Origin of the sequence: Bradyrhizobium sp. CCBAU 11361 (genome assembly GCF_028128935.1) — a bacterium.
GTDB classification, from domain to species: Bacteria; Pseudomonadota; Alphaproteobacteria; order Rhizobiales; family Xanthobacteraceae; genus Bradyrhizobium; species Bradyrhizobium niftali.
The window spans coordinates 1-18,757 of the sequence record NZ_LBJZ01000008.1 but is presented as its reverse complement, the minus strand read 5'-3'; the positions used below and the strand labels follow the sequence as shown (position 1 = coordinate 18,757).

The window sequence follows — 18,757 nt, the reverse complement described above, 5'->3', positions numbered from 1 at the left end:
TACCAATCGAATGCCCCCTGACCTAGGTTTCATCCCAATGCCCGAGCTCGACGCCATCGACCGCAAAATCCTCAGCTACCTCCAAAACGACAGCCGCCTGACCATGCAGGAGCTCGCCGACAAGGTCGGGCTCTCGGTGTCGCCCTGCCACCGCCGGGTCAAGCTGCTGGAGGAGCGCGGCGTCATCTCGCGCTATATCGCGACCGTCGACCAGAAGGCGCTCGGCCTGCATGTTAGCGTCTTCATCTCGATCAAGCTGGCGCGGCAGAAGGAGGAGGACCTCAACCGCTTCGCGCGCGCGATCTCGAAATGGGACGAGGTGCTGGAGTGCTATCTGATGACAGGCAACCGCGACTATCTCCTGCGCGTCGTCGCCGCCGACCTCGCTTCCTACGAGACCTTCCTGAAGACCAAGCTGACCCGGCTCGACGGCATCGCCTCGATCGAGTCGAGCTTTGCGCTGAGCCAGGTGAAATATTCGATCGCGCTGCCGGTGTGACGGTCCACCGGGTTATTTCGGAACCGGTGTCACATGGGCGCAATAAACCCCGCCGATGGTCACGGGCGACAGGCACCCTGCCGAAAGAAGGACCCATGACCGCATCGGACCGCACCCCTGAAATGGCCAAACGCGAGCGCATCATCCGGGAAATGACCGACGATCTCGACGAAGAGCTGGAGATGGAGCTCGATGACAGCAGGCTCGACGAGCTGCTGGACGAGACCGACGCGCTTCGCCCGACGGTGGATCGCAGGCTCTATTTCCGTGAGCTGCTGCGGTTGCAGGGCGAGCTAGTCAAGCTCCAGGACTGGGTGCAGAGCGAAAAGAAGAAGGTCGTGGTGCTGTTCGAGGGCCGCGACTCCGCCGGCAAGGGCGGCGTGATCAAGCGCATCACCCAGCGGCTCAATCCCCGCATCTGCCGCGTCGCCGCCCTTCCGGCGCCGAGCGAGCGCGAGCGCTCGCAATGGTATTTCCAGCGCTACGTGGCGCATCTTCCCGCCGGCGGCGAGATGGTGCTGTTCGATCGCAGCTGGTACAACCGCGCCGGGGTCGAGCGCGTGATGGGCTTCTGCACCGAGGAGCAGTACCAGGAGTTCTTCAAGACGGTGCCGGAGTTCGAGCGGATGCTGATCCGCTCCGGCATCACCCTGGTCAAATACTGGTTCTCGATCACCGACGACGAGCAGCAGTTCCGCTTCAGCATGCGCATCAGGGATCCGCTCAAGCAGTGGAAGCTGAGCCCGATGGACGTCGAGGCGCGCAGCCGCTGGGAGCAGTACACCAAGGCCAAGGAGACGATGCTCGAGCACACCCACCTTCCGGATTCGCCGTGGTGGATCGTCGATGCCGTGGACAAGAAGCGCGCCCGGCTCAACTGCATCTCGCATTTGCTCAGCCAGATCCCGTACCAGGAGGTCGCACGCGTGCCGGTGGTGCTGCCGCCGCGCGTACGCAACCCCGACTATCACCGCGGGCCGGTTCCGCCGGAGATGTATGTGCCTGCGAAATACTGACGGAGGTGTCGTAGGGTGGGTTAGTCGAGCATATGCGCGAAGCGCGTCTGATCGGCGTAACCCGCCTCTTCTGTCACCGCTGCAAGAGAAGTGGTGGGTTACGCCGTGCGGACTGCGCTTCGCGCAGCCGCAAGGCTAACCCACCCTACGAAGCGATCACCGCCACGGCTGCACGATGATCTTCGTATGCGCCTCGGGATTGGCGAGGTCCGCGAAGGCCTTTGCGACGCCGTCGAGGCCGACCTCCGCCGTCACCATTGCTGCGGCGTCCACCTGCCCTTCGGCGATCAGGCGCAGCGAGCTTGCGAACTCGTCCGGCGTGTAGCCGAGCACGTACTGGACGTTGAGTTCCTTCATGATGCCGAGCATGGGCTCGTTTCTGTCGCTCTCCATGCAGACGCCGACCACGACGATCCTGGCATCGCGCGGGGCGCCCTCGAACACCTGCTGCAACAGGCCGGGCACGCCGACGCATTCGAAGATCAGCGCGGGCTTGAGCGCCGGCAGCATGGCCTGCAACGGCGGCCGCGCCGCCTTCTCGCCCTCCGACATCTGGGCGTGCTCGGCCCAGGTCGCGTAGGGCTGCGACAACTTGGGATCGACAACGATATCGGCGCCGAGCCTGGCCGCCAGCGCGCGCCGCGCCGGCGAATAGTCGGCGGCGACGATCGGATGCAGCCCCCTGATCTTCAGCGCGGCGATCACCGCGAGCCCGACCGGTCCGCAGCCGATGACAAGCGGCACCTCGCCGCCGCTGATGTTGGCTTTCGCCACGGCGTGGACGCCGACGGCGAGCGGCTCGGTCAGTGCGGCATGTTCGGGAGCCAGACCGTTGGGCACTTCGAGCAGCAGCGCTTCGCTGAGCAGCATCGCTTCGGCATAGCCACCGATATTGTCGTTGGAATAGCCGATGCCCTCGATACCCTGCGGCGTCACCAGGGCCGGCAGCGAGCAGACATGGGTGCCGGGCCTGAGCTTGCGCGCGGTGCCGGGACCGTAGTCGACGATCTCGCAGCAGAATTCATGACCGAACACGACGTCGCGGGCGAGGTCCATCGGCTTGCGGCCGACCTTGCGCGCCATCTCGACCATGCGGTGGGCGTGCTGGCGCGCATGCAGGTCGGAGCCGCAGATGCCGCAGGCGAGCGTCTTGACCAGCACCTGGCCGGGGCCCGGCTTCGGCTCGGCCATCTGACCAACGACAATCTCACCGTTCCTGAAGATCGCAGCGCGCATCCGGCTCCTCCCGTATTGTTGTTGGAGCCGTTGATAGCACGACGCGCGATGCGCGAACTTGCGTCAGGCGTTCGGGGAACGCTCTTCCAGCACCAGGAGCTGGGCGCGGCGGACGCGCTCGCGATGGGCGATGTAGAGACCGCTGGCGACGATGAAGGCCGCGCCGACGACGGTCCAGATGCTCGGCACCTCGCCGAAGATGAAGAAGCCGAGAATGCTGACCCACAACAATTGCGAATAGGAGAACGGCGCCAGCACCGAGGCATCGCCGTAGCGATAGGCGAGTACGACGATCCACTGGCCCGCCGTGGAGGCGACGCCGATGAAGATACCGAGTGCAATCGCGGTCCAGGACGGCGTGACCCAGACGAACGGCACCATCGCTGTCAGGATCGCAAGACCGGTCAACGAGGAATAGGCCATGGTGGTGACGACCGCCTCGCGACCGCTCATCATGCGCGTCAGGATCAGCGTGCCGGCCCAGCAAGCGGCCGAGATGACCGGGAAGAACGCTGCGAGATGAAACGCGCCGGTGCCCGGGCGCAGGATGATCAGCACGCCGATCAGGCCGAGCGCGGTGGCGAACCAGCGGCGCATGCCCACCTTCTCACCGAGGAAGACGATGGAGAGCGCAGTGACGAACAGCGGTGCGACGAAGCCGGTTGCGGACGCCTCCGCGATCGGCAGGAAGCGCAAGCCCGTGATGAAGAACAGCGAGGAGCCAAGCAGCACCGCGCCGCGCATCACATGCAATCCGAGGCGCTCGGTGCGCATCGCGTAGTACGGCGAGGACCGCAGCATCACCGGCGTGAATATAAGCGCGAAGGTAAGAAAGCGGATCCAGGTGATCTGGATCGACGGCAGGCTGGTCGAAAGATATTTCGCGGTGATGTCGGAGCAGCCGAGAAATACCGTCGACAGCAGGATCAGCGCGATGCCCTTGAAGGGATGGTCGACGCGCGCAGGCGCGCGGCGGCCGACGTTCTTCTTCTCCGGCATAGGCATGGAAATACTGTCGAGCCTTGCGGCTGCGGCGGGCGGCGGAGTCACGGCAGAAACTCTGGAAAAATGCGAATCGGGGACGGCTGTAAAAAACGACAAATGCGCCGCTTTCACAACTTCCGAAAACAGGATGCCGATATGCGCTGTGGGCTGCGCGCGTCAATATTCCATTAAGATTGCGCGCTTGCTGCACTACAGCATGGGAAGACCTCGCGGCTTCGGACCGCGCGGAAACGCCGCATCCAGCGTCGCAATCTCCTCTTTCGTCAACACGAGATCGCCGGCGGCCGCATTCTCGCCGGCATGTTCCGCCGACGACGCCTTCGGGATCGCGAACACCGTAGTTGCACGGGTGAGGAAGCTCAGCGCGACCTGACGCGGTGTCACGCGCCGCGCCTCCGCGATGCGCGCCAGCACGGCGCCGCCCTTGCTGTTGATTGCCGGAAAATCGTCATGGCCGAACGGCGAATAGGCGACGACAGCGACGCCATGCCGCTCGCACCACGGGATCACGGCATGCTCGATCGCACGTTCCTTCAGATGATAGAGCACCTGATTGCAGGCGATGCGGCCCTCGCCCGCGACATCGAGCATCTCGTCGAGATCGTCGGCATCGAAATTGGAAACGCCCCAGGATTTGATCTTGCCGGCCTTCGCCAGCTCCTCGAACGCTGCGACGGTGTCTTCGAGCGGATAGGAGCCGCGCCAATGCAGAAGATAACAATCGAGCCGATCGGTCTTGAGCCGCTTCAGCGAGCGTTCGCAGGCGGTAATCGTGCCGCGGCGCGACGCATTGCTTGGCAGCACTTTCGAGACGAGGAAAACGTCCTCGCGCCGGCCCGCGATCGCGTCAGCAATGACGAGCTCGGCATCGCCATACATCTCGGCGGTGTCGATGTGGGTCATGCCGAGATCGAGCCCGCGCTGAAGCGCCCCGATCGCGCGCTTGCGATCACCATGGTCGAGATACCAGGTGCCCTGCCCGATGACGGAGACGTTGGCGCCGGTCTTGCCGAAGGGATTTGTGTTCATGTTCGCTCCGATACCACTCTTTCGCTCAGGCAACGCCATCAAGCTCAGGAGTTCAATCCGCCGATATCCGCGACCAGCACGCTGCCGGTCGCGGACTCCGTGATATAGAGACGATCCTTGCTTTCGCCACCGATCGCGACATTGGTGCAATTCGGCCCCGCACAGGACTTGATCCGCGCGATCAATTCGCCGTTCGGCGCGAATACGAAGACGTGGCCGAGCGAGGCGTGGCCGACGAACAGGCGGCCACGCGCGTCCATCGTCATGCCATCAGGACCGCTGGTGCCGAACAGCGAGCAGAAGCGGCCGACCTTCGACACGCTGCCGTCCTTCATGAACGGCAGCCGCCACACCGCGTTGTCGCGTGTCATCGCGACGAACAGCACGGTCTCGGTTGGATCGAGCACCAGGCCGTTCGGGCTGATACCGGTGTCGATGAGGCAGTCGAGCCTGCCGCTCGGCGTCAGCCGGTACACGCGCCCGCTCGGATCGTGCAGGCCGGTCTGGCCCTGATCGGTGAAATAGATGTCGCCGTTGGAGGCCAGATGCAGGTCGTTGCAGCCGCGGAAGGATTCTGAATTGCGCGCGGTCAGGATAGGCTTGATGCGGCCGGCCGTCGCATCGAGCTCCATGATGCCGTGCATGTAGTCGGCGACCATGATGCGGCCGTCGGCCGCGATCTTCAGTCCGTTCGGCCAGCCTTCATATTCGACGATTTGCGACCATTCGCCGTCAGGCGCGATGCGGAAGATGCGGCCGAAGGGAATGTCGACGATGTGGAGATTGCCGTCCCTGTCGAATGACGGCCCCTCGATGAAGCTATCGGTCGCAACACCCGGCCGGTTGGCATCGGCCCAATCCGTCCGCACGCCCTTGCGGCGGAACTTGTCGGGCATGGCGGAGAAGAGTGTCGTCTCGATGAGACGCGGCGGCGTTTCCAGGTACATCATGGTTGTTATGGGTGCTGCTGATGGGAGAGCGCGGCAACATAGGGCACAATCGAGGGCGCGTCGATTGGGGCGGAGGTATGGCGCCACGCCCTCACCGTCATTCCCCGCGGAAGCGGGGAATCCAGTACGCCGCGGCCTCACCGCATAATCACAGGTGTCTCGGCGTACTGGATCGCCCGGTCAAGCCGGGCGATGACAGCGGAGTCTCCGGCAACGACCGAGAACGTCGCCCCTACCCCACCACACCCGCGACCTTCGCCTGCTTCACTGGCGCTACCTCCGTCGTCGCGATCAGGCGCTTCAGCTCGGGGATGCAGGAGCCGCAATTGGTGCCGGCCTTGAGCCTGGCGCCGATCTCGGCCGTCGTGCGCGCGCCAGTCGCGATGCTGTCGCAGATGGTGCCGCGGCCGACGCCGAAGCAGGCGCAGACGATCGGACCGGTCGCGGCGGCGCCTTCGCTGGACTTGCCGGACAGCAGCATGCGCCGCTGGTCGTCGGTGACCTGATCGGCCACGAACAGGCTCTTCACCACCTCCCAGTCGCCGGCATCATGGGCGGGTCCGACGAACAGGCAGGTCTCGATGCGATCGCCCGCGAACGAGGCCGCGCGATAGACGCCGCCGCCGAAATCGCGGTACTCGGCGACATCCTCGCCGGCGACACTCTCGAGCCAGGCGGGCCAGCGCGACAGATCGGCGTTGTCGGCGAAGAGATAACCGAAGCCGCCGCTGACCGTGACGCGCGTCCACAGCAGATTGGGCGGCAGATCGAGCTGTTGGCGCGACAGCGCGAAGCCGCGGAAGACGTATTCATAGGGCGCGATCGCGGCCGGCGTCGCCTTCGATTCCGGCTGCCCCGAGAACGGGTCGGTGAAGGACTGCACCAGCGCACCGACGCGGCCGTGCGAGGCGTTCATCGCGCTCCAGTGGATCGGCACGAACAGTGTGCCGCGCTGCTGCCGATCGCTGACGACCACCTTCAGGATGCACTGCCCGTAATCGGTGGTGATGCGGGCATAGCCGTCGTGGGCGATACCGTATTTGCCGGCGTCGTCTGGGTGGACCTCGACGAAGGGCTCGGGCAGATGCGCGCCCAGCCGCTGGCTGAGACCCGTGCGCGTCATGGTGTGCCACTGGTCGCGGATGCGCCCGGTGTTGAGCCGTAAGGGGCGCGACGCGCCGGTCTCGCCGCGCAGCGACGGCATCTCCGGCGCGACGAAGCGGCCTTTGCCGTCATTGGTGAAGAAGCCGCCCGTCGCAAAGAAGCGCTCGCCGGACGTCCCGCCTTCGCGCACCGGCCACTGCACGGGCTTCAAGGCGTCGAAGGCCTCGTTCGAAAGCGAGGTCAACGCGCCGATGTCGAAATCGCGGCTGCCATCGTTCTCGAACGCCGAAAGCGCCGCGTGCTCGCGGAAAATATCGGCGGCGGATTTGTAGTCAAAACTGTCGCCGAAGCCGAGACGTTTTGCGGTCTCGCTGAGAATCCACCAGTCCGGCCGCGCCTCGCCCGGCGCCGGCAGGAACGAGCGCTGGCGCGAGATGCGCCGTTCGGAGTTGGTCACCGTGCCCGACTTCTCGCCCCAGGCGAGCGCGGGCAGCAGCACATGCGGGCCGGCCTCGACCGTGTCATTGGAGAGCACGTTCTCGGAGACCACGAACAGCTCGAGCTTCTTCAGTGCCTCGCGCACGAAGTCCGCATCGGGCAGCGACACCGCGGGGTTGGTGCCCATCACCCACAGCGCCTTGACCTCGCCGCGGTTGATCGCCTCGAACAGCTGCACCGCTTTCAGCCCCTCATGGGTGGCGATGCGCGGCGCCTTCCAGAACCGCCTGACACGGTCGATGTCCGGCGGCGTGAAGTTCATGTGCGCGGCGAGCTGATTGGCGAGACCGCCGACCTCGCGGCCGCCCATCGCGTTGGGCTGGCCGGTGAGCGAGAACGGTGAGGCGCCCGGCTTGCCGATGCGGCCCGTGGCGAGATGGCAGTTGAGGATCGCGTTGACCTTGTCGGTGCCCTGCGCCGACTGGTTGACCCCTTGCGAATAGAGCGTGACAACGCGCTCGACATCACGGAACATCTTGAAGAACGTCGCGACGTCCTGCTCGGAGAGGCCTGTGGCCAGCGCAGTCGCAGCGACGCTGCCGGCGATGTTGCGCGCGCGCGCCAGCGCGTCGTCGAAGCCCGACGTGTTGGCCGCGATGTAGTCCTGGTCCAGCGCGCCGCTGTCGGCGAGATGGACGAACAGGCCCGAGAACAAGGCGGTGTCGGTGCCGGGCTTCAGCCCCAGGAACAGATCGACGTCGCTCGCAGTGTCGGTGCGACGCGGGTCGATCACGATCATGCGGGCGCCGCGCTCCTGCCGGTTCTTCAGCATGCGCTGGAACAGGACCGGGTGGCACCACGCCGCGTTCGAGCCGACGAAGACCAGCAGGTCGGCCTGGTCGAGATCCTCGTAGCAGCCGGGCACGGTGTCGGCGCCGAAGGCGCGGCGATGGCCGGCGACCGAGGACGACATGCAGAGCCGCGAATTGGTGTCGACATTGGCGGTGCCGACAAAGCCCTTCATCAGCTTGTTGGCGACGTAGTAATCCTCGGTCAGGAGCTGGCCCGAAAGATAGAACGCGACCGCATCGGCACCGTCGCGCGCCACGATGTGCTGCATGCGGTGGGCAACGTGGTCGAGCGCATCGCTCCAGGCGACGCGCTCCAGCACGCCCTTGCAGCGGATCATGGGGTAGAGCAGCCGGCCCTCCAGCCCGACGGTCTCGCCGAGCGCCGAGCCCTTCGAGCACAGCCGGCCGAAATTGGCGGGATGATCCGGGTCGCCGGCGATCGCCGCTCCGCCCTTGCCGTCGGGCGTTGCGAGCACGCCGCAGCCAACACCGCAATAGGGGCAGGTGGTCTTGGTGGTCCGGAGCGTCGGGTCGATCGCCGTCATATCGAGCTGCCTTATCAAGCCGCCTCTATCAAGCCGCTTTGGAGGGACGCGCGAGCGCGCGGCCGAACATCATGTCGGTACGGATCGCCGCCACCTTGTCGCGGTTGCGGATCAGTTCGAGATACCAGAGCGCATCGACGGTATCGCCGATCAGCACCGCGCCGGTGAGCCGACCGTCGGCGATGACGAGCTTCTTGTAGGTCCCGCGCCTGCGGTCGGACAGCACGAGGCTCTCGCTGCCCTCCCCGCCCATGAAGTCGCCGGCGGAGAATACACTGACGCCCGAGACCTTCAGATTGGTCGAGACCACGCTGCCCTGATAAGCGGCGGGCCGGCCTGCGAGATGCCGCGCCAGCACGCGCGCCTGCTCATAGGCAGGCTCGACCAGGCCATAGCAGGTGCCGCGATGCTCGGCGCATTCACCGAGCGCGAAGATGTCGGGTGACGCCGTCTGCATGACGTCGTTGACCACGATGCCGCGATTGACCGCGATGCCGGCGTCCTTGGCCAACGCGATATTGGGCTTGATGCCGGCGGCAAAGATCACGGCATCGGCCTCGATGCGGCTGCCGTCGGCGAGCTCGACGGCTTCGACATGGCCATCGCCATGGATGCATTTCGTGCTGGCATTGAGCAGGATGCGGATGCCCTTGCGCTCGACCAGCGTCTTGAGCAGGTCGGCGGCCGGCCCATCGAGCTGGCGCTCCATCAGCCGGTCCATCAGATGCAGCAGCGTCACCGGGGCGCCGGCCTTGGCAAGCCCATAGGCCGCCTCCAACCCGAGCAGACCGCCGCCGACCACGACGACGCGCTTCTTCGCCGCCGCAAGCGTCAGCAGCAGGTCGACGTCGCGCGTGTCGCGGAACGTATGCACGCCGGCGAGATCGGCGCCCGGCACGTTGAGCCGCAGCGGCGTCGATCCCGTGGCAAGCACGAGCTTGGAATATTCCATGCTCTCCTCGCCCTCGATCTTGAGCTCGCGGCGGCCGGTGTCGATCTCGGTGACGCGGTAGCCGTAGCGCACCGTGACGCCGCGATGGCGCCACCAGTCGGCCGGCCGCAGCTCGATCTCGTGCGAGCCGGTCTCGCCGGCCAGCACGGAGGAGAGCAGCACGCGGTTGTAAGCGAGCCTCGGTTCATCGCCGATAACGGCAACCGCGTAGCGGCCAAGCGCGGTCTTGGCGAGCTCGTCGACCAGACGCGCGGCCGCCATACCGTTACCGACGATGACCAGCGGTTCACTCACAAGGCATCTCCTATTCGGCGGCCTGCGCCTGAGCGCCGTAGGCCTCGGAAATCATGTAGCCGGACAGCACGCCGTAGGCGTCGGTCCAGGCCGTGGCGAGTTCGGGCGTCCAGGCCTCGCCGAGACCCTTCTCCAGGGTCCACAGCAAGGTCGCGCCGACGACGGGGTAGTGCTCGGCCTTGGCGCCGTAGGCGACGTGACGCTTGGCAAGCGCCGAGGCCGCGGGAAGAATCGAGTCCAGGTTCGACAGGCCACCGACGACGGCAGCAAGCATGCCCATCAGCTTCTTGCGCTGCTCGGTCATGTCTTCAGGAAACATCGCGCGCACGGACGGCGCCACCTCGAACAGGCGATCGTAGAACAGCACCGCTGCGGTTTCCGAAATCGGCGCGACCTTGGCGAAGCTCTGCTGGACGAGGGCGATCTGTTCTGAAGTCATGGTGTTCTCCTGCCTGTTGGGTTTGTCTTGGTGCGCGCCATTGCGAACCAGGTTCATGGTCAAACTGTCGGGCAATGCTTCTCCCCGCGTACGGGGAGAAGCGAGATTCATACCAAGCGGTCACACCCTTGCTTCGGCGAGGCTTGGCGCGCCTTCACGCTGCGGGCTGCGACGCAGGTAGAACCACCAGGTCAGGCCGAGGCAGGACGCGTAGAAGGCGAGATAGATCGCGAGCGCGAGCTGCGGCCCGCCGGTCATGGCGATCGACTTGCCGAAACCGCTCGGGATCAGATAGCCGCCGACAGCGCCGACCGCGCCGATGAAGCCAACCGCCGCACCGCTCTCGATGCTCGCCGTCTTCAGGGCGACCGCGCGCGCCGCATCGCCCTTGCCGCGCACCTTGAACAGGTTCTGCTCGCGGAAGATCGAGGGGATCATGCGGTAGGTCGAGCCGTTGCCGATGCCCGTCGTCACGAACAGGATCAGGAACATCGACAGGAAGCCGATGAAATCCTTGTGCCCGACGAAATAGAGCACGCCGACGGTGGCGCCCGCCATCACGATGAAGTTCCAGAAGGTGATGACCGAGCCGCCGATCCTGTCCGCCAGCCAGCCGCCGAACGGGCGCGACAGCGAACCGACGAGAGGCCCGAGGAACGCGATCGCGATCGTCACCGACGGAAACTGCGTCTTGATCAGCAGCGGAAACGCCGCGGAGTAGCCGATGAAGGATCCGAACGTGCCAATGTAGAGGTACGCCATGATCCAGGTGTGCTTGCGCTTGACCACCGCGAGCTGATTCCTGATCGACGACTTGGCCGTGGTCAGGTTGTTCATGAAGAACACCGCGCCGAACACCGCGATCGCGATCGGCAGCACCCACATCAGGCCGGCGTTCTGAAGGAACACGCCGTCGACGGGGGTTGCCTGGAACAGGTTGATGACGGCGAGCGTCATCAGGATCGGGGTCAGGAGCTGCACGCTGGAGACACCGATATTGCCGCCGGCTGCGTTGAGGCCCAGCGCCCATCCCTTCATCTTGTCCGGGAAGAAGAAGGAGATGTTGGTCATGCTGGAGGCGAAATTGCCGCCGCCGAGACCGGCGGTCGAGGCGATCAGCAGCATCAGCCAGAACGGCGTGTCGGGCTGGCTGACGAAATAGGCGAGCGACAACGTCGGAATGAACAGGATGGCCGCGCTGAAAATGGTCCAGTTGCGACCGCCGAACGTCGTCACCGCGAACGTGTAGGGAAAACGCATCAGCGCGCCGATCAGGCCCGGCACGGCAACGAGCTGGAACAGCTGGTCGGTGGTGTAATGGAAGCCTGCCTGCGGCAGCTTGGTGGTGACGATGCTCCAGATCAGCCAGACCGAGAAGCCGATATGCTCGGCCACGATCGACCAGATCAGGTTGCGTCGCGCGATAGTCTTGCCAGTCGCGTTCCAGAACGCCTCGTCTTCGGGGCGCCAGTCTGAAATCCAGGTCGGATTCTTCGTCATTGAGTATCCCTTCTAGGCTCACCGCTGCGTCGTTGCAGGCTCAGCCTCCAGGCGCGGAGGCGCGCTCCGAGGCTTCACCCCGGTGGCGAGTTCACGATGCTGATTGATGATGTTGAGGGACGTCGTCGTTGGCGTCGCGCAAATGCTTTTCAATTTCCGTGCCAACTGCGCGCGCTCGGGAAATACAGGGAATTCAGGGGCTTGTTCGAATTGCCCGAAATTCTTGCAGGGCTATTTCGCACGCAAATTTTGCGATTCGCTCAATCCCTGTGCGCCGCACAAGGATTGAGCGAGGTGTCGATTATTTAGGCGCGCACATCTTCCGCGTTAAACCTTCGTTTACGCGGCTTCTACGAAGCGATGACGCTCGTAGAGGAATTCGAGCACGCGCTGCCGGCACTTCAGATAGGTGGTGTTGGTGGCGAGCTCGAGCCGCTTGCGGGGACGCGCCAGCGGCACCTCCAGCACCTCGCCGATGCGCGCGCTTGGCCCGTTCGTCATCATCACGATACGGTCGGACAGGAGCACGGCCTCGTCGACATCGTGGGTGATCATCAGAATGGTGTTGCCGAGCTTCTGGTGCAGCGCCATCACCGAGTCCTGCAGATGCGCGCGGGTCAGCGCGTCGAGTGCGCCGAACGGCTCGTCGAGTAGCAGCACCTTCGGCTCCATCGCCAGCGCCCGCGCGATGCCGACGCGCTGCTTCATGCCGCCGGAGATTTCGGAAGGACGCTTGTCCTTGGCGTGCGCCATCTGCACCAGATTGAGATTGTGCATCACCCAGGCGTCGCGCTCGGCCCGCGTCTTGGTCTTGGCGAACACCTTGTCGACACCGAGCCTGACGTTCTCGTAGACCGTGAGCCAGGGCAGCAGGCTGTGGTTCTGGAACACCACGGCGCGATCGGGCCCCGGCGAGTTGACCTCGCGGTTCTCCAGCAGCACGCCGCCGGTCGAGGCGTTGGTCAGCCCTGCGATGATGTTGAGCAGGGTCGACTTGCCGCAGCCGGAATGGCCGATGATCGAGACATATTGCCCCTTCTCGATCGTCAGACTGATGTCCTTCAGGACCTCCGTGGTGGCGGCGCCGCGGGTAAAAATCTTGTCGATGTGGTCGAGCTTCAGATAGGCGGTCATGTGTCCCTCCCCTCAGTTCATCGCGGTGCCGCGGGTGACGATCTTGCCGAGGCCCGCAATCAGGCGATCGAGCACGAAGCCGACGATGCCGACATAGATCAGGGCCAGGATGATCTCGCTGATGTGCGAGGAGTTCCAGGCGTCCCAGATGAAGAAGCCGATGCCGACGCCGCCGATCAGCATTTCGGCGGCGACGATGGCGAGCCACGACAGACCGATGCCGATGCGCAGGCCGGTGAAGATGTAGGGCGCGGCCGCCGGGATCATGACCTTGCCGAAGAACTCCAGCGGATTGAGCTGCACGACAGCCGCGACGTTGCGGTAGTCCTGCGGGATGTTGCGGATGCCGACCGCCGTGTTGATGATGATCGGCCAGATCGACGTGATGAAGATGACGAAGATCGCCGAGGGCTGGCCGTCACGGAACGCTGCGAGCGAGAGCGGCAGCCAGGCGAGCGGCGGGATGGTGCGCAGGACCTGGAACAGCGGATCGAGCCCGCGCATCGCCCAGACCGACTGGCCAACCAGCACGCCGAGCGCGATGCCGGCGATCGCGGAGAGCGAATAGCCGAAGGCGACGCGCTGAAGGCTGGCGGAGAGATGCCAGAACAGGCCCTTGTCGATGCCGCCATGGTCGAAGAACGGATCGAGGATCAGCTCCTTGGTGTCCTTGAATACCCGCGACGGCGGCGGCAGTGCCGAGCCGGCGCGGCGGCAGACCAGCTCCCAGACCAGCGTCAGCAGCGCGATCACGACGATCGGCGGGATGACGCGCACAGCGGTCTCGCGCACCATGCGCGCGTAAGCCTCGCTCCGCGGCGGCCGCTTCGGCGTCATCGCGACGACGGGCGCGGCGCTCCCCGCGGGCGTCGCGGTCTCAACCTCAATCTTCGTGGCAGGCATGTTCATCGCTATCTCTCTTCGGCTCCGGGACGATGCGGCCGCCTCGCGGCGGCCGCAGGGCTCCATCAGACTTCGACGCGCTTGATCGCGAGCGACTTCAGATAGGCCGCCGGATTTTCGGGATCGAACACCTTGCCATCGAAGAAGGTCTCCTTGCCGCGCGAGGTGGAGGCCGGGATCTCCGAGGCGGCGACGCCGAGCGTCTTGGCGGCGTCGCGCCACATATCCTCGCGGTTGACCTTGGCGATCAGCGCCTTGGTGTCGAAGTTCGCCTCGTATTTGCCCCAGCGGATGTCCTCGGTGAGGAACCAGAGGTCGTGGCTCTGGAACGGATAAGAGGCGAAGTCGCGCCAGTACTTCATGATGTGCGGCGAGTTCTCGACCACCTTGCCGGGGATGCCGTAGTCGAACTTGCCCGAGGTGCGATCGAGCACGTCCTCGACCGGGCAGTTCATCCACTGCCGCTTGCCCATGATGGCGGCGAGCTCGGCCTTGTTCTCGGCCTTGTCGGCCCATTGCTGGGCCTCCATCACGGCCATCAGCAGCGCCTTGGCGGCCTTCGGATATTTGTCGACGAAGGCTGCGCGCATGCCGAAGGATTTTTCCGGATGCTTGTTCCAGAGTTCGCCCGTGTTGATCGCCGTGTAGCCGATGCCCTGGTGGATCAGCTGCAGGTTCCAGGGCTCGCCGACGCAGAAGGCGTCCATGGTGCCGACCTTCATGTTGGCCACCATCTGCGGCGGCGGCACAACGATGGTCTCGATGTCCTTGTCGGGATCGATGCCGCCGGCGGCGAGCCAGTAGCGGATCCAGAGGTCGTGGGTGCCGCCGGGGAACGTCATCGCGGCCTTCACCGACTTGCCGGAGGCCTTCTTCTTCTCCAGCGCCGCCTTGAACGGCGACGCGTCGACGCCGAGCTTGAGGTCGGCATATTCGTTGGCAACCGAGATGCACTGACTGTCGAGATTCAGCCGCGCCAGGATGTACATCGGCGTCGGCTGGTTGTTCTGCGTCACCTTGCCGGCCGAGATCAGATACGGCATCGGGGTGAGGATGTGGGCGCCATCGATGCCGTTGCCTTCGGAGCCGAGCACGAGGTTGTCGCGCGTCGTGCCCCAGGAGGCCTGCTTCTGCACGTCAGTGTCAGGCATGCCGTATTTGGCGAACAGGCCCTTGTCCTTGGCGACGAAGAGCGGACCGGCGTCGCTGAGCGCGATGAAGCCGAGCTTGGCGCCCTTGACCTCGGGGCCTGCGTCCTGCGCGAACGCGCCGGCGGGGAAATTGAGCTTGGCGGCGGCAAGAAGGGCAGCCGTGCTGCCGGTGGCCTTCAACAATTGACGGCGGCTGAGGCCAGTCTCGGAGGGCCGGCGGATGCGCTTGGTCATCGGTGATGTCGTCCTTTTGCGTCGTTGCGAATGATTGCGTCAGTGCGCACGAGCAGCCCGTCCGTCCGTGACGCCCGAAAAAGGCGCATGCGAACGCGCGACGGGGGGACCCCCGTCTGGTGGCGTCAGCAAAATCGGATGAGAAGTCTCGCGGGACGGCTTCAATGGCGTCGGCTTGGAACTATTCAAGCTTCATGCCAAGCGCTGCACCTCTTAAACCGATGAGAATTCAATACGTTATATGCGCCGCGCCAGTCTGTCGCAGGGTTGCTGCGCACGCGAAATTTGCGGACTGCTCATTTCTTGTGCGCCGCACAATTCTTATGCAGCCGCCTAAGCAAAAGGCCGCGGAGCCGGCAAAAGCCGGATCAAGGCACGTACCATCCATTTGAAATCGCTTACGTTTTCTATCGCACCCAAGCGGCACGCGACTTGCATTTCCATTGGCGTCAACGAAGACTGCGGCTTGCCGCATTGTTGCAGCCTCTGGCGGCTGCAAACCGGAAGCTCCACTGCTTCGCGGCCCTTCTCGGCTCAGTCGTCGTGACGCGATTCCCAAGGCTTCCAGACCTCCATAGCCCTCGTGCGCGGCAGAGCTGTCCGCACGGCCCAAGACGTTCAGCCGCGCTCTCATCGAGAGGGCGTGTCGATCTAACTTACGAAGCAAAAGGAACCATTGATGTCGTATCTCGCGCCTTCGGAATTCGTCACCAAGATGGTGGATGCGGGCGAGTCCAAGATCTTCATGTCCACCCGGGATACCATCATCCGGGCCTATATGGCCGGCGCCATCCTCACGCTGGCGGCCTGGTTCGCCGTCACCATCAACGTGAACACCGGCCAGCCGCTCGTCGGTGCGCTGCTGTTTCCGGTCGGCTTCGTCATGCTCTACCTGCTCGGCTTCGACCTCTTGACCGGTGTGTTCGTGCTCTCGCCGCTCGCCCTGATCGACAAGCGCCCGGGCGTCACCTTTGGCGGCGTGCTCCGCAACTGGGGCCTCGTCTTCGTCGGCAACTTCGCCGGCGCCTTCACCGTGGCCTTCATGATGGCCTTCGTCACGACCTTCGGCTTCACGCAGGACCCCGACAAGGTCGGCGCGGCGATCGGCAATATCGGTGAGGGCCGAACGCTCGGCTATGCCGCGCACGGCGCCGCCGGCATGGCGACGCTGTTCATGCGCGGCATGCTCTGCAACTGGATGGTCTCGACCGGCGTCGTCGGCGCCATGATCTCGACCTCGGTCCCCGGCAAGGTCATCGCGATGTGGATGCCGATCCTGGTGTTCTTCTACATGGTGTTCGAGCACTCCGTGGTGAACATGTTCCTGTTCCCGTCGGGCCTGATGCTGCACGCGAAGTTCTCAATCATGGACTACCTGATCTGGAACGAGATCCCGACCGTGCTCGGCAACCTCGTCGGCGGCCTCGCCTTCACCGGCATGACGCTCTACGCCACGCACGTCATGACCCTGCCGAAGCGCCAGGCCGGCAAGACCACGCAGCCCCGCGTCGCGGCCTGATCAAACAACGTCTCGACAGGGGAGCCTCGCCCGAGCAGGGTGAGGCTCCCCCTTGCCGGTGATGACGATGACCCGCGGACTCCTGATTTCGATCGGCCAGCACTCCGACAGGGGTCGCAAGCCCGTCAACCAGGATTTTCACGGCATCCTGATTCCGGAGGAGCCGCTGCTCAGCCTGAAGGGCATCGCGGCGGTTCTCGCCGACGGCATCTCCAGCAGCACGGTGAGCCAGATCGCCAGCGAGTCGGCGGTCAAGAGCTTCCTGATGGACTATTACTGCACGTCGGAATCCTGGACGGTGAAGACCTCCGCCCGCCGCGTGCTCGACGCGACCAATTCCTGGCTGCACGCGCAGACGCGCAAGAGCCAATATGCCTATGACCGCGACAAGGGCTATGTCTGCACCCTCAGCGCCATGGTCATCAAGGCGACCACCGCGCACATCTTCCATGTCGGCGACTGCCGCATCTACCGCATCGCCGGCAAGGCGCTCGAGCAGCTGACCGACGATCACCGCATCATCGTGTCGTCGGAGCAGACCTATCTCGGTCGCGCGCTCGGCATCAACCCGCAGCTCGAGATCGACTACCAGACGGTCGAGATCGAGGCCGGCGACACCTTTATCCTCGCAACCGACGGCGCCTACGAATTCGTCGATGCGCGCTTCATCACGAGCGCGCTCAACGAGCATGCAGCCGATCTCGACGGCGCCGCGAAGGCGATCGTGGACGAAGCCTACCGGCGCGGCAGCGACGACAACATCACCGTCCAGATCCTCCGCATCGACGCAGTGCCGCAGCGCGACTCGGCAGGCATCTTCAATCAGACCTTCGAACTGCCGCTTCCTGCGCTGCCCGAGCCGCGGGCGATGTTCGACGGCTACAGGATCGTCCGCGAGATTCACGGCAGCAGCCGCAGCCACATCTACCTTGCCGTCGATGTGGAGACCGAGGAGGCGGTCGCGCTCAAGCTGCCGTCGATCGACCTGCGCGACAATGCCGCCTATCTCAAGCGCTTCCTGATGGAGGAGTGGATCGCGCGCCGCATCGTCAGCCCGCACGTGCTGAAGCCGCTCTCACAGTCGAGACGGCGCAGCTACCTCTATGTCGCAACGGAGTTCATCGAAGGGCAGACCTTGAGGCAGTGGATGCTCGACAACCCGCGTCCCGATCTGGAGACGGTCCGCAGGATCGTCGAGCAGATCGCCACGGGGCTTCGCGCCTTCCACCGCATGGAGATGCTGCACCAGGACCTCAGGCCCGACAATGTCCTGATCGACAAGACCGGCACCGCGAAGATCATCGACTTCGGATCGGTCAGGGTCGCCGGCGTCGCCGAGGCGGCGCCGAAATCGGCGGACGAGGAAATTCTCGGCACGGTCCAGTACACGGCCCCGGAGTATTTCCTCGGCGAGGGAGGATCGCCGCGGTCCGACATGTTTTCGCTGGCCGCCATTTGCTACCATATGCTCACCGGACATCTCCCCTACGGCGCCCAGCTCGCCAAGATCCGGGGAAGATCGGACGCGTGGAAGTTGAGATATCGCCCGGCCATCGATGCCGAGCGGGGCATCCCGGGATGGATCGACGGCGCGCTCAGGAAAGCGCTGCATCCCGATCCCTACAAGCGCCACGAGGACCTCTCCGAGTTCGTCTTCGAACTCAGGAATCCCAATCCGGCCTATCTCGCCACGCGGAGCACGCCTCTTCTGGAGCGCAACCCGCTGATGTTCTGGAAGCTGACCACGGCGGCGCTCGCCTGCGCAGTCGTGGTTCTGCTCGCGCTGCTGCACGCGCGTTAGGGCGGTGCGGTCATAGAAGCCCGGACGTCAGCTTCTCGCGGCCATGCGGACATAGATGGCCGGTTCAGAACATTACCGCTTGTGACCCTGGCTGTGTGAAAACGCTGCGCTTGATGTGATTCGCGCGATATGATTCCCGCACGATTTGCGGGGGCTG

Annotated in this window: 16 protein-coding genes; 5 read left to right on the top strand and 11 right to left on the bottom strand. The window is 64.6% G+C overall.

Annotated features, from left to right (window positions below):
* The first annotated feature begins 37 nt into the window (after positions 1-37).
* The gene (locus XI08_RS03800; protein ID WP_027546512.1) at positions 38-499 is read left to right on the top strand and encodes an Lrp/AsnC family transcriptional regulator; all 462 of its coding nucleotides are present in this window, start codon (positions 38-40) and stop codon (positions 497-499) included.
* Positions 500-594: 95 nt separating this feature from the next.
* Positions 595-1,515, top strand: coding sequence for a polyphosphate kinase 2 (gene ppk2, locus XI08_RS03795; RefSeq protein ID WP_271573400.1), 921 nt, complete (start codon positions 595-597; stop codon positions 1,513-1,515).
* A gap of 156 nt (positions 1,516-1,671) precedes the next feature.
* On the opposite strand, the gene XI08_RS03790 is transcribed toward ppk2, so the two are convergent.
* The 8 genes from XI08_RS03790 to XI08_RS03755 all read right to left on the bottom strand — a co-directional run bounded on the left by XI08_RS03790 (position 1,672) and on the right by XI08_RS03755 (position 11,858).
* Positions 1,672-2,751, bottom strand: coding sequence for a zinc-binding dehydrogenase (locus XI08_RS03790; RefSeq protein WP_271573399.1), 1,080 nt, complete (start codon positions 2,749-2,751; stop codon positions 1,672-1,674).
* Positions 2,752-2,814: 63 nt separating this feature from the next.
* Positions 2,815-3,756, bottom strand: a complete 942-nt coding sequence (locus XI08_RS03785; protein ID WP_167771495.1) for a DMT family transporter — start codon at positions 3,754-3,756, stop codon at positions 2,815-2,817.
* A gap of 189 nt (positions 3,757-3,945) precedes the next feature.
* Positions 3,946-4,785 carry an aldo/keto reductase gene (locus XI08_RS03780; protein WP_271573398.1) on the bottom strand — a complete coding sequence of 280 codons (840 nt, stop codon included), beginning with the start codon at positions 4,783-4,785 and terminating at the stop codon, positions 3,946-3,948.
* Positions 4,786-4,829: 44 nt separating this feature from the next.
* Complete coding sequence (locus XI08_RS03775) at positions 4,830-5,732, bottom strand: SMP-30/gluconolactonase/LRE family protein (protein WP_271573608.1); 903 nt, start codon at positions 5,730-5,732, stop codon at positions 4,830-4,832.
* Positions 5,733-5,967: 235 nt separating this feature from the next.
* A complete protein-coding gene (locus XI08_RS03770; protein ID WP_271573397.1) occupies positions 5,968-8,673 on the bottom strand; it encodes a nitrate reductase in 2,706 nt (901 codons plus the stop codon).
* A 28-nt stretch (positions 8,674-8,701) separates the two neighbouring features.
* The gene (locus tag XI08_RS03765) at positions 8,702-9,919 is read right to left on the bottom strand and encodes an NAD(P)/FAD-dependent oxidoreductase (protein WP_271573396.1); all 1,218 of its coding nucleotides are present in this window, start codon (positions 9,917-9,919) and stop codon (positions 8,702-8,704) included.
* 10 nt (positions 9,920-9,929) lie between these two features.
* On the bottom strand, positions 9,930-10,358 hold the full coding sequence (locus XI08_RS03760) for a globin family protein (RefSeq protein ID WP_027546519.1): 429 nt from the start codon (positions 10,356-10,358) through the stop codon (positions 9,930-9,932).
* Between the two features lie 120 nt (positions 10,359-10,478).
* Complete coding sequence (locus XI08_RS03755) at positions 10,479-11,858, bottom strand: MFS transporter (RefSeq protein ID WP_027546520.1); 1,380 nt, start codon at positions 11,856-11,858, stop codon at positions 10,479-10,481.
* Positions 11,859-11,954: 96 nt separating this feature from the next.
* On the opposite strand from XI08_RS03755, the gene XI08_RS03750 reads away from it, so the two are divergent.
* Positions 11,955-12,167: a hypothetical protein gene (locus XI08_RS03750; protein ID WP_156936979.1), complete on the top strand. Its 213-nt coding sequence runs from the start codon at positions 11,955-11,957 to the stop codon at positions 12,165-12,167.
* A 30-nt stretch (positions 12,168-12,197) separates the two neighbouring features.
* On the opposite strand, the gene XI08_RS03745 is transcribed toward XI08_RS03750, so the two are convergent.
* The 3 genes from XI08_RS03745 to XI08_RS03735 are packed head-to-tail and all read right to left on the bottom strand — an operon-like array spanning position 12,198 to position 15,280.
* Positions 12,198-12,992 carry an ABC transporter ATP-binding protein gene (locus tag XI08_RS03745; RefSeq protein WP_027546521.1) on the bottom strand — a complete coding sequence of 265 codons (795 nt, stop codon included), beginning with the start codon at positions 12,990-12,992 and terminating at the stop codon, positions 12,198-12,200.
* Between the two features lie 12 nt (positions 12,993-13,004).
* A complete protein-coding gene (ntrB, locus tag XI08_RS03740) occupies positions 13,005-13,901 on the bottom strand; it encodes a nitrate ABC transporter permease (RefSeq protein ID WP_027546522.1) in 897 nt (298 codons plus the stop codon).
* A gap of 59 nt (positions 13,902-13,960) precedes the next feature.
* Entirely contained in the window at positions 13,961-15,280 is a 1,320-nt protein-coding gene (locus tag XI08_RS03735; protein ID WP_135178485.1) for a CmpA/NrtA family ABC transporter substrate-binding protein, read from the bottom strand.
* Positions 15,281-15,959: 679 nt separating this feature from the next.
* Between XI08_RS03735 and XI08_RS03730 the strand changes: the two genes are divergently transcribed.
* Together XI08_RS03730 and XI08_RS03725 are read left to right on the top strand one after the other, a co-directional pair.
* Positions 15,960-16,799, top strand: coding sequence for a formate/nitrite transporter family protein (locus XI08_RS03730; RefSeq protein ID WP_271573395.1), 840 nt, complete (start codon positions 15,960-15,962; stop codon positions 16,797-16,799).
* 61 nt (positions 16,800-16,860) lie between these two features.
* A complete protein-coding gene (locus XI08_RS03725) occupies positions 16,861-18,600 on the top strand; it encodes a bifunctional protein-serine/threonine kinase/phosphatase (protein WP_271573607.1) in 1,740 nt (579 codons plus the stop codon).
* Positions 18,601-18,757: the final 157 nt, after the last annotated feature.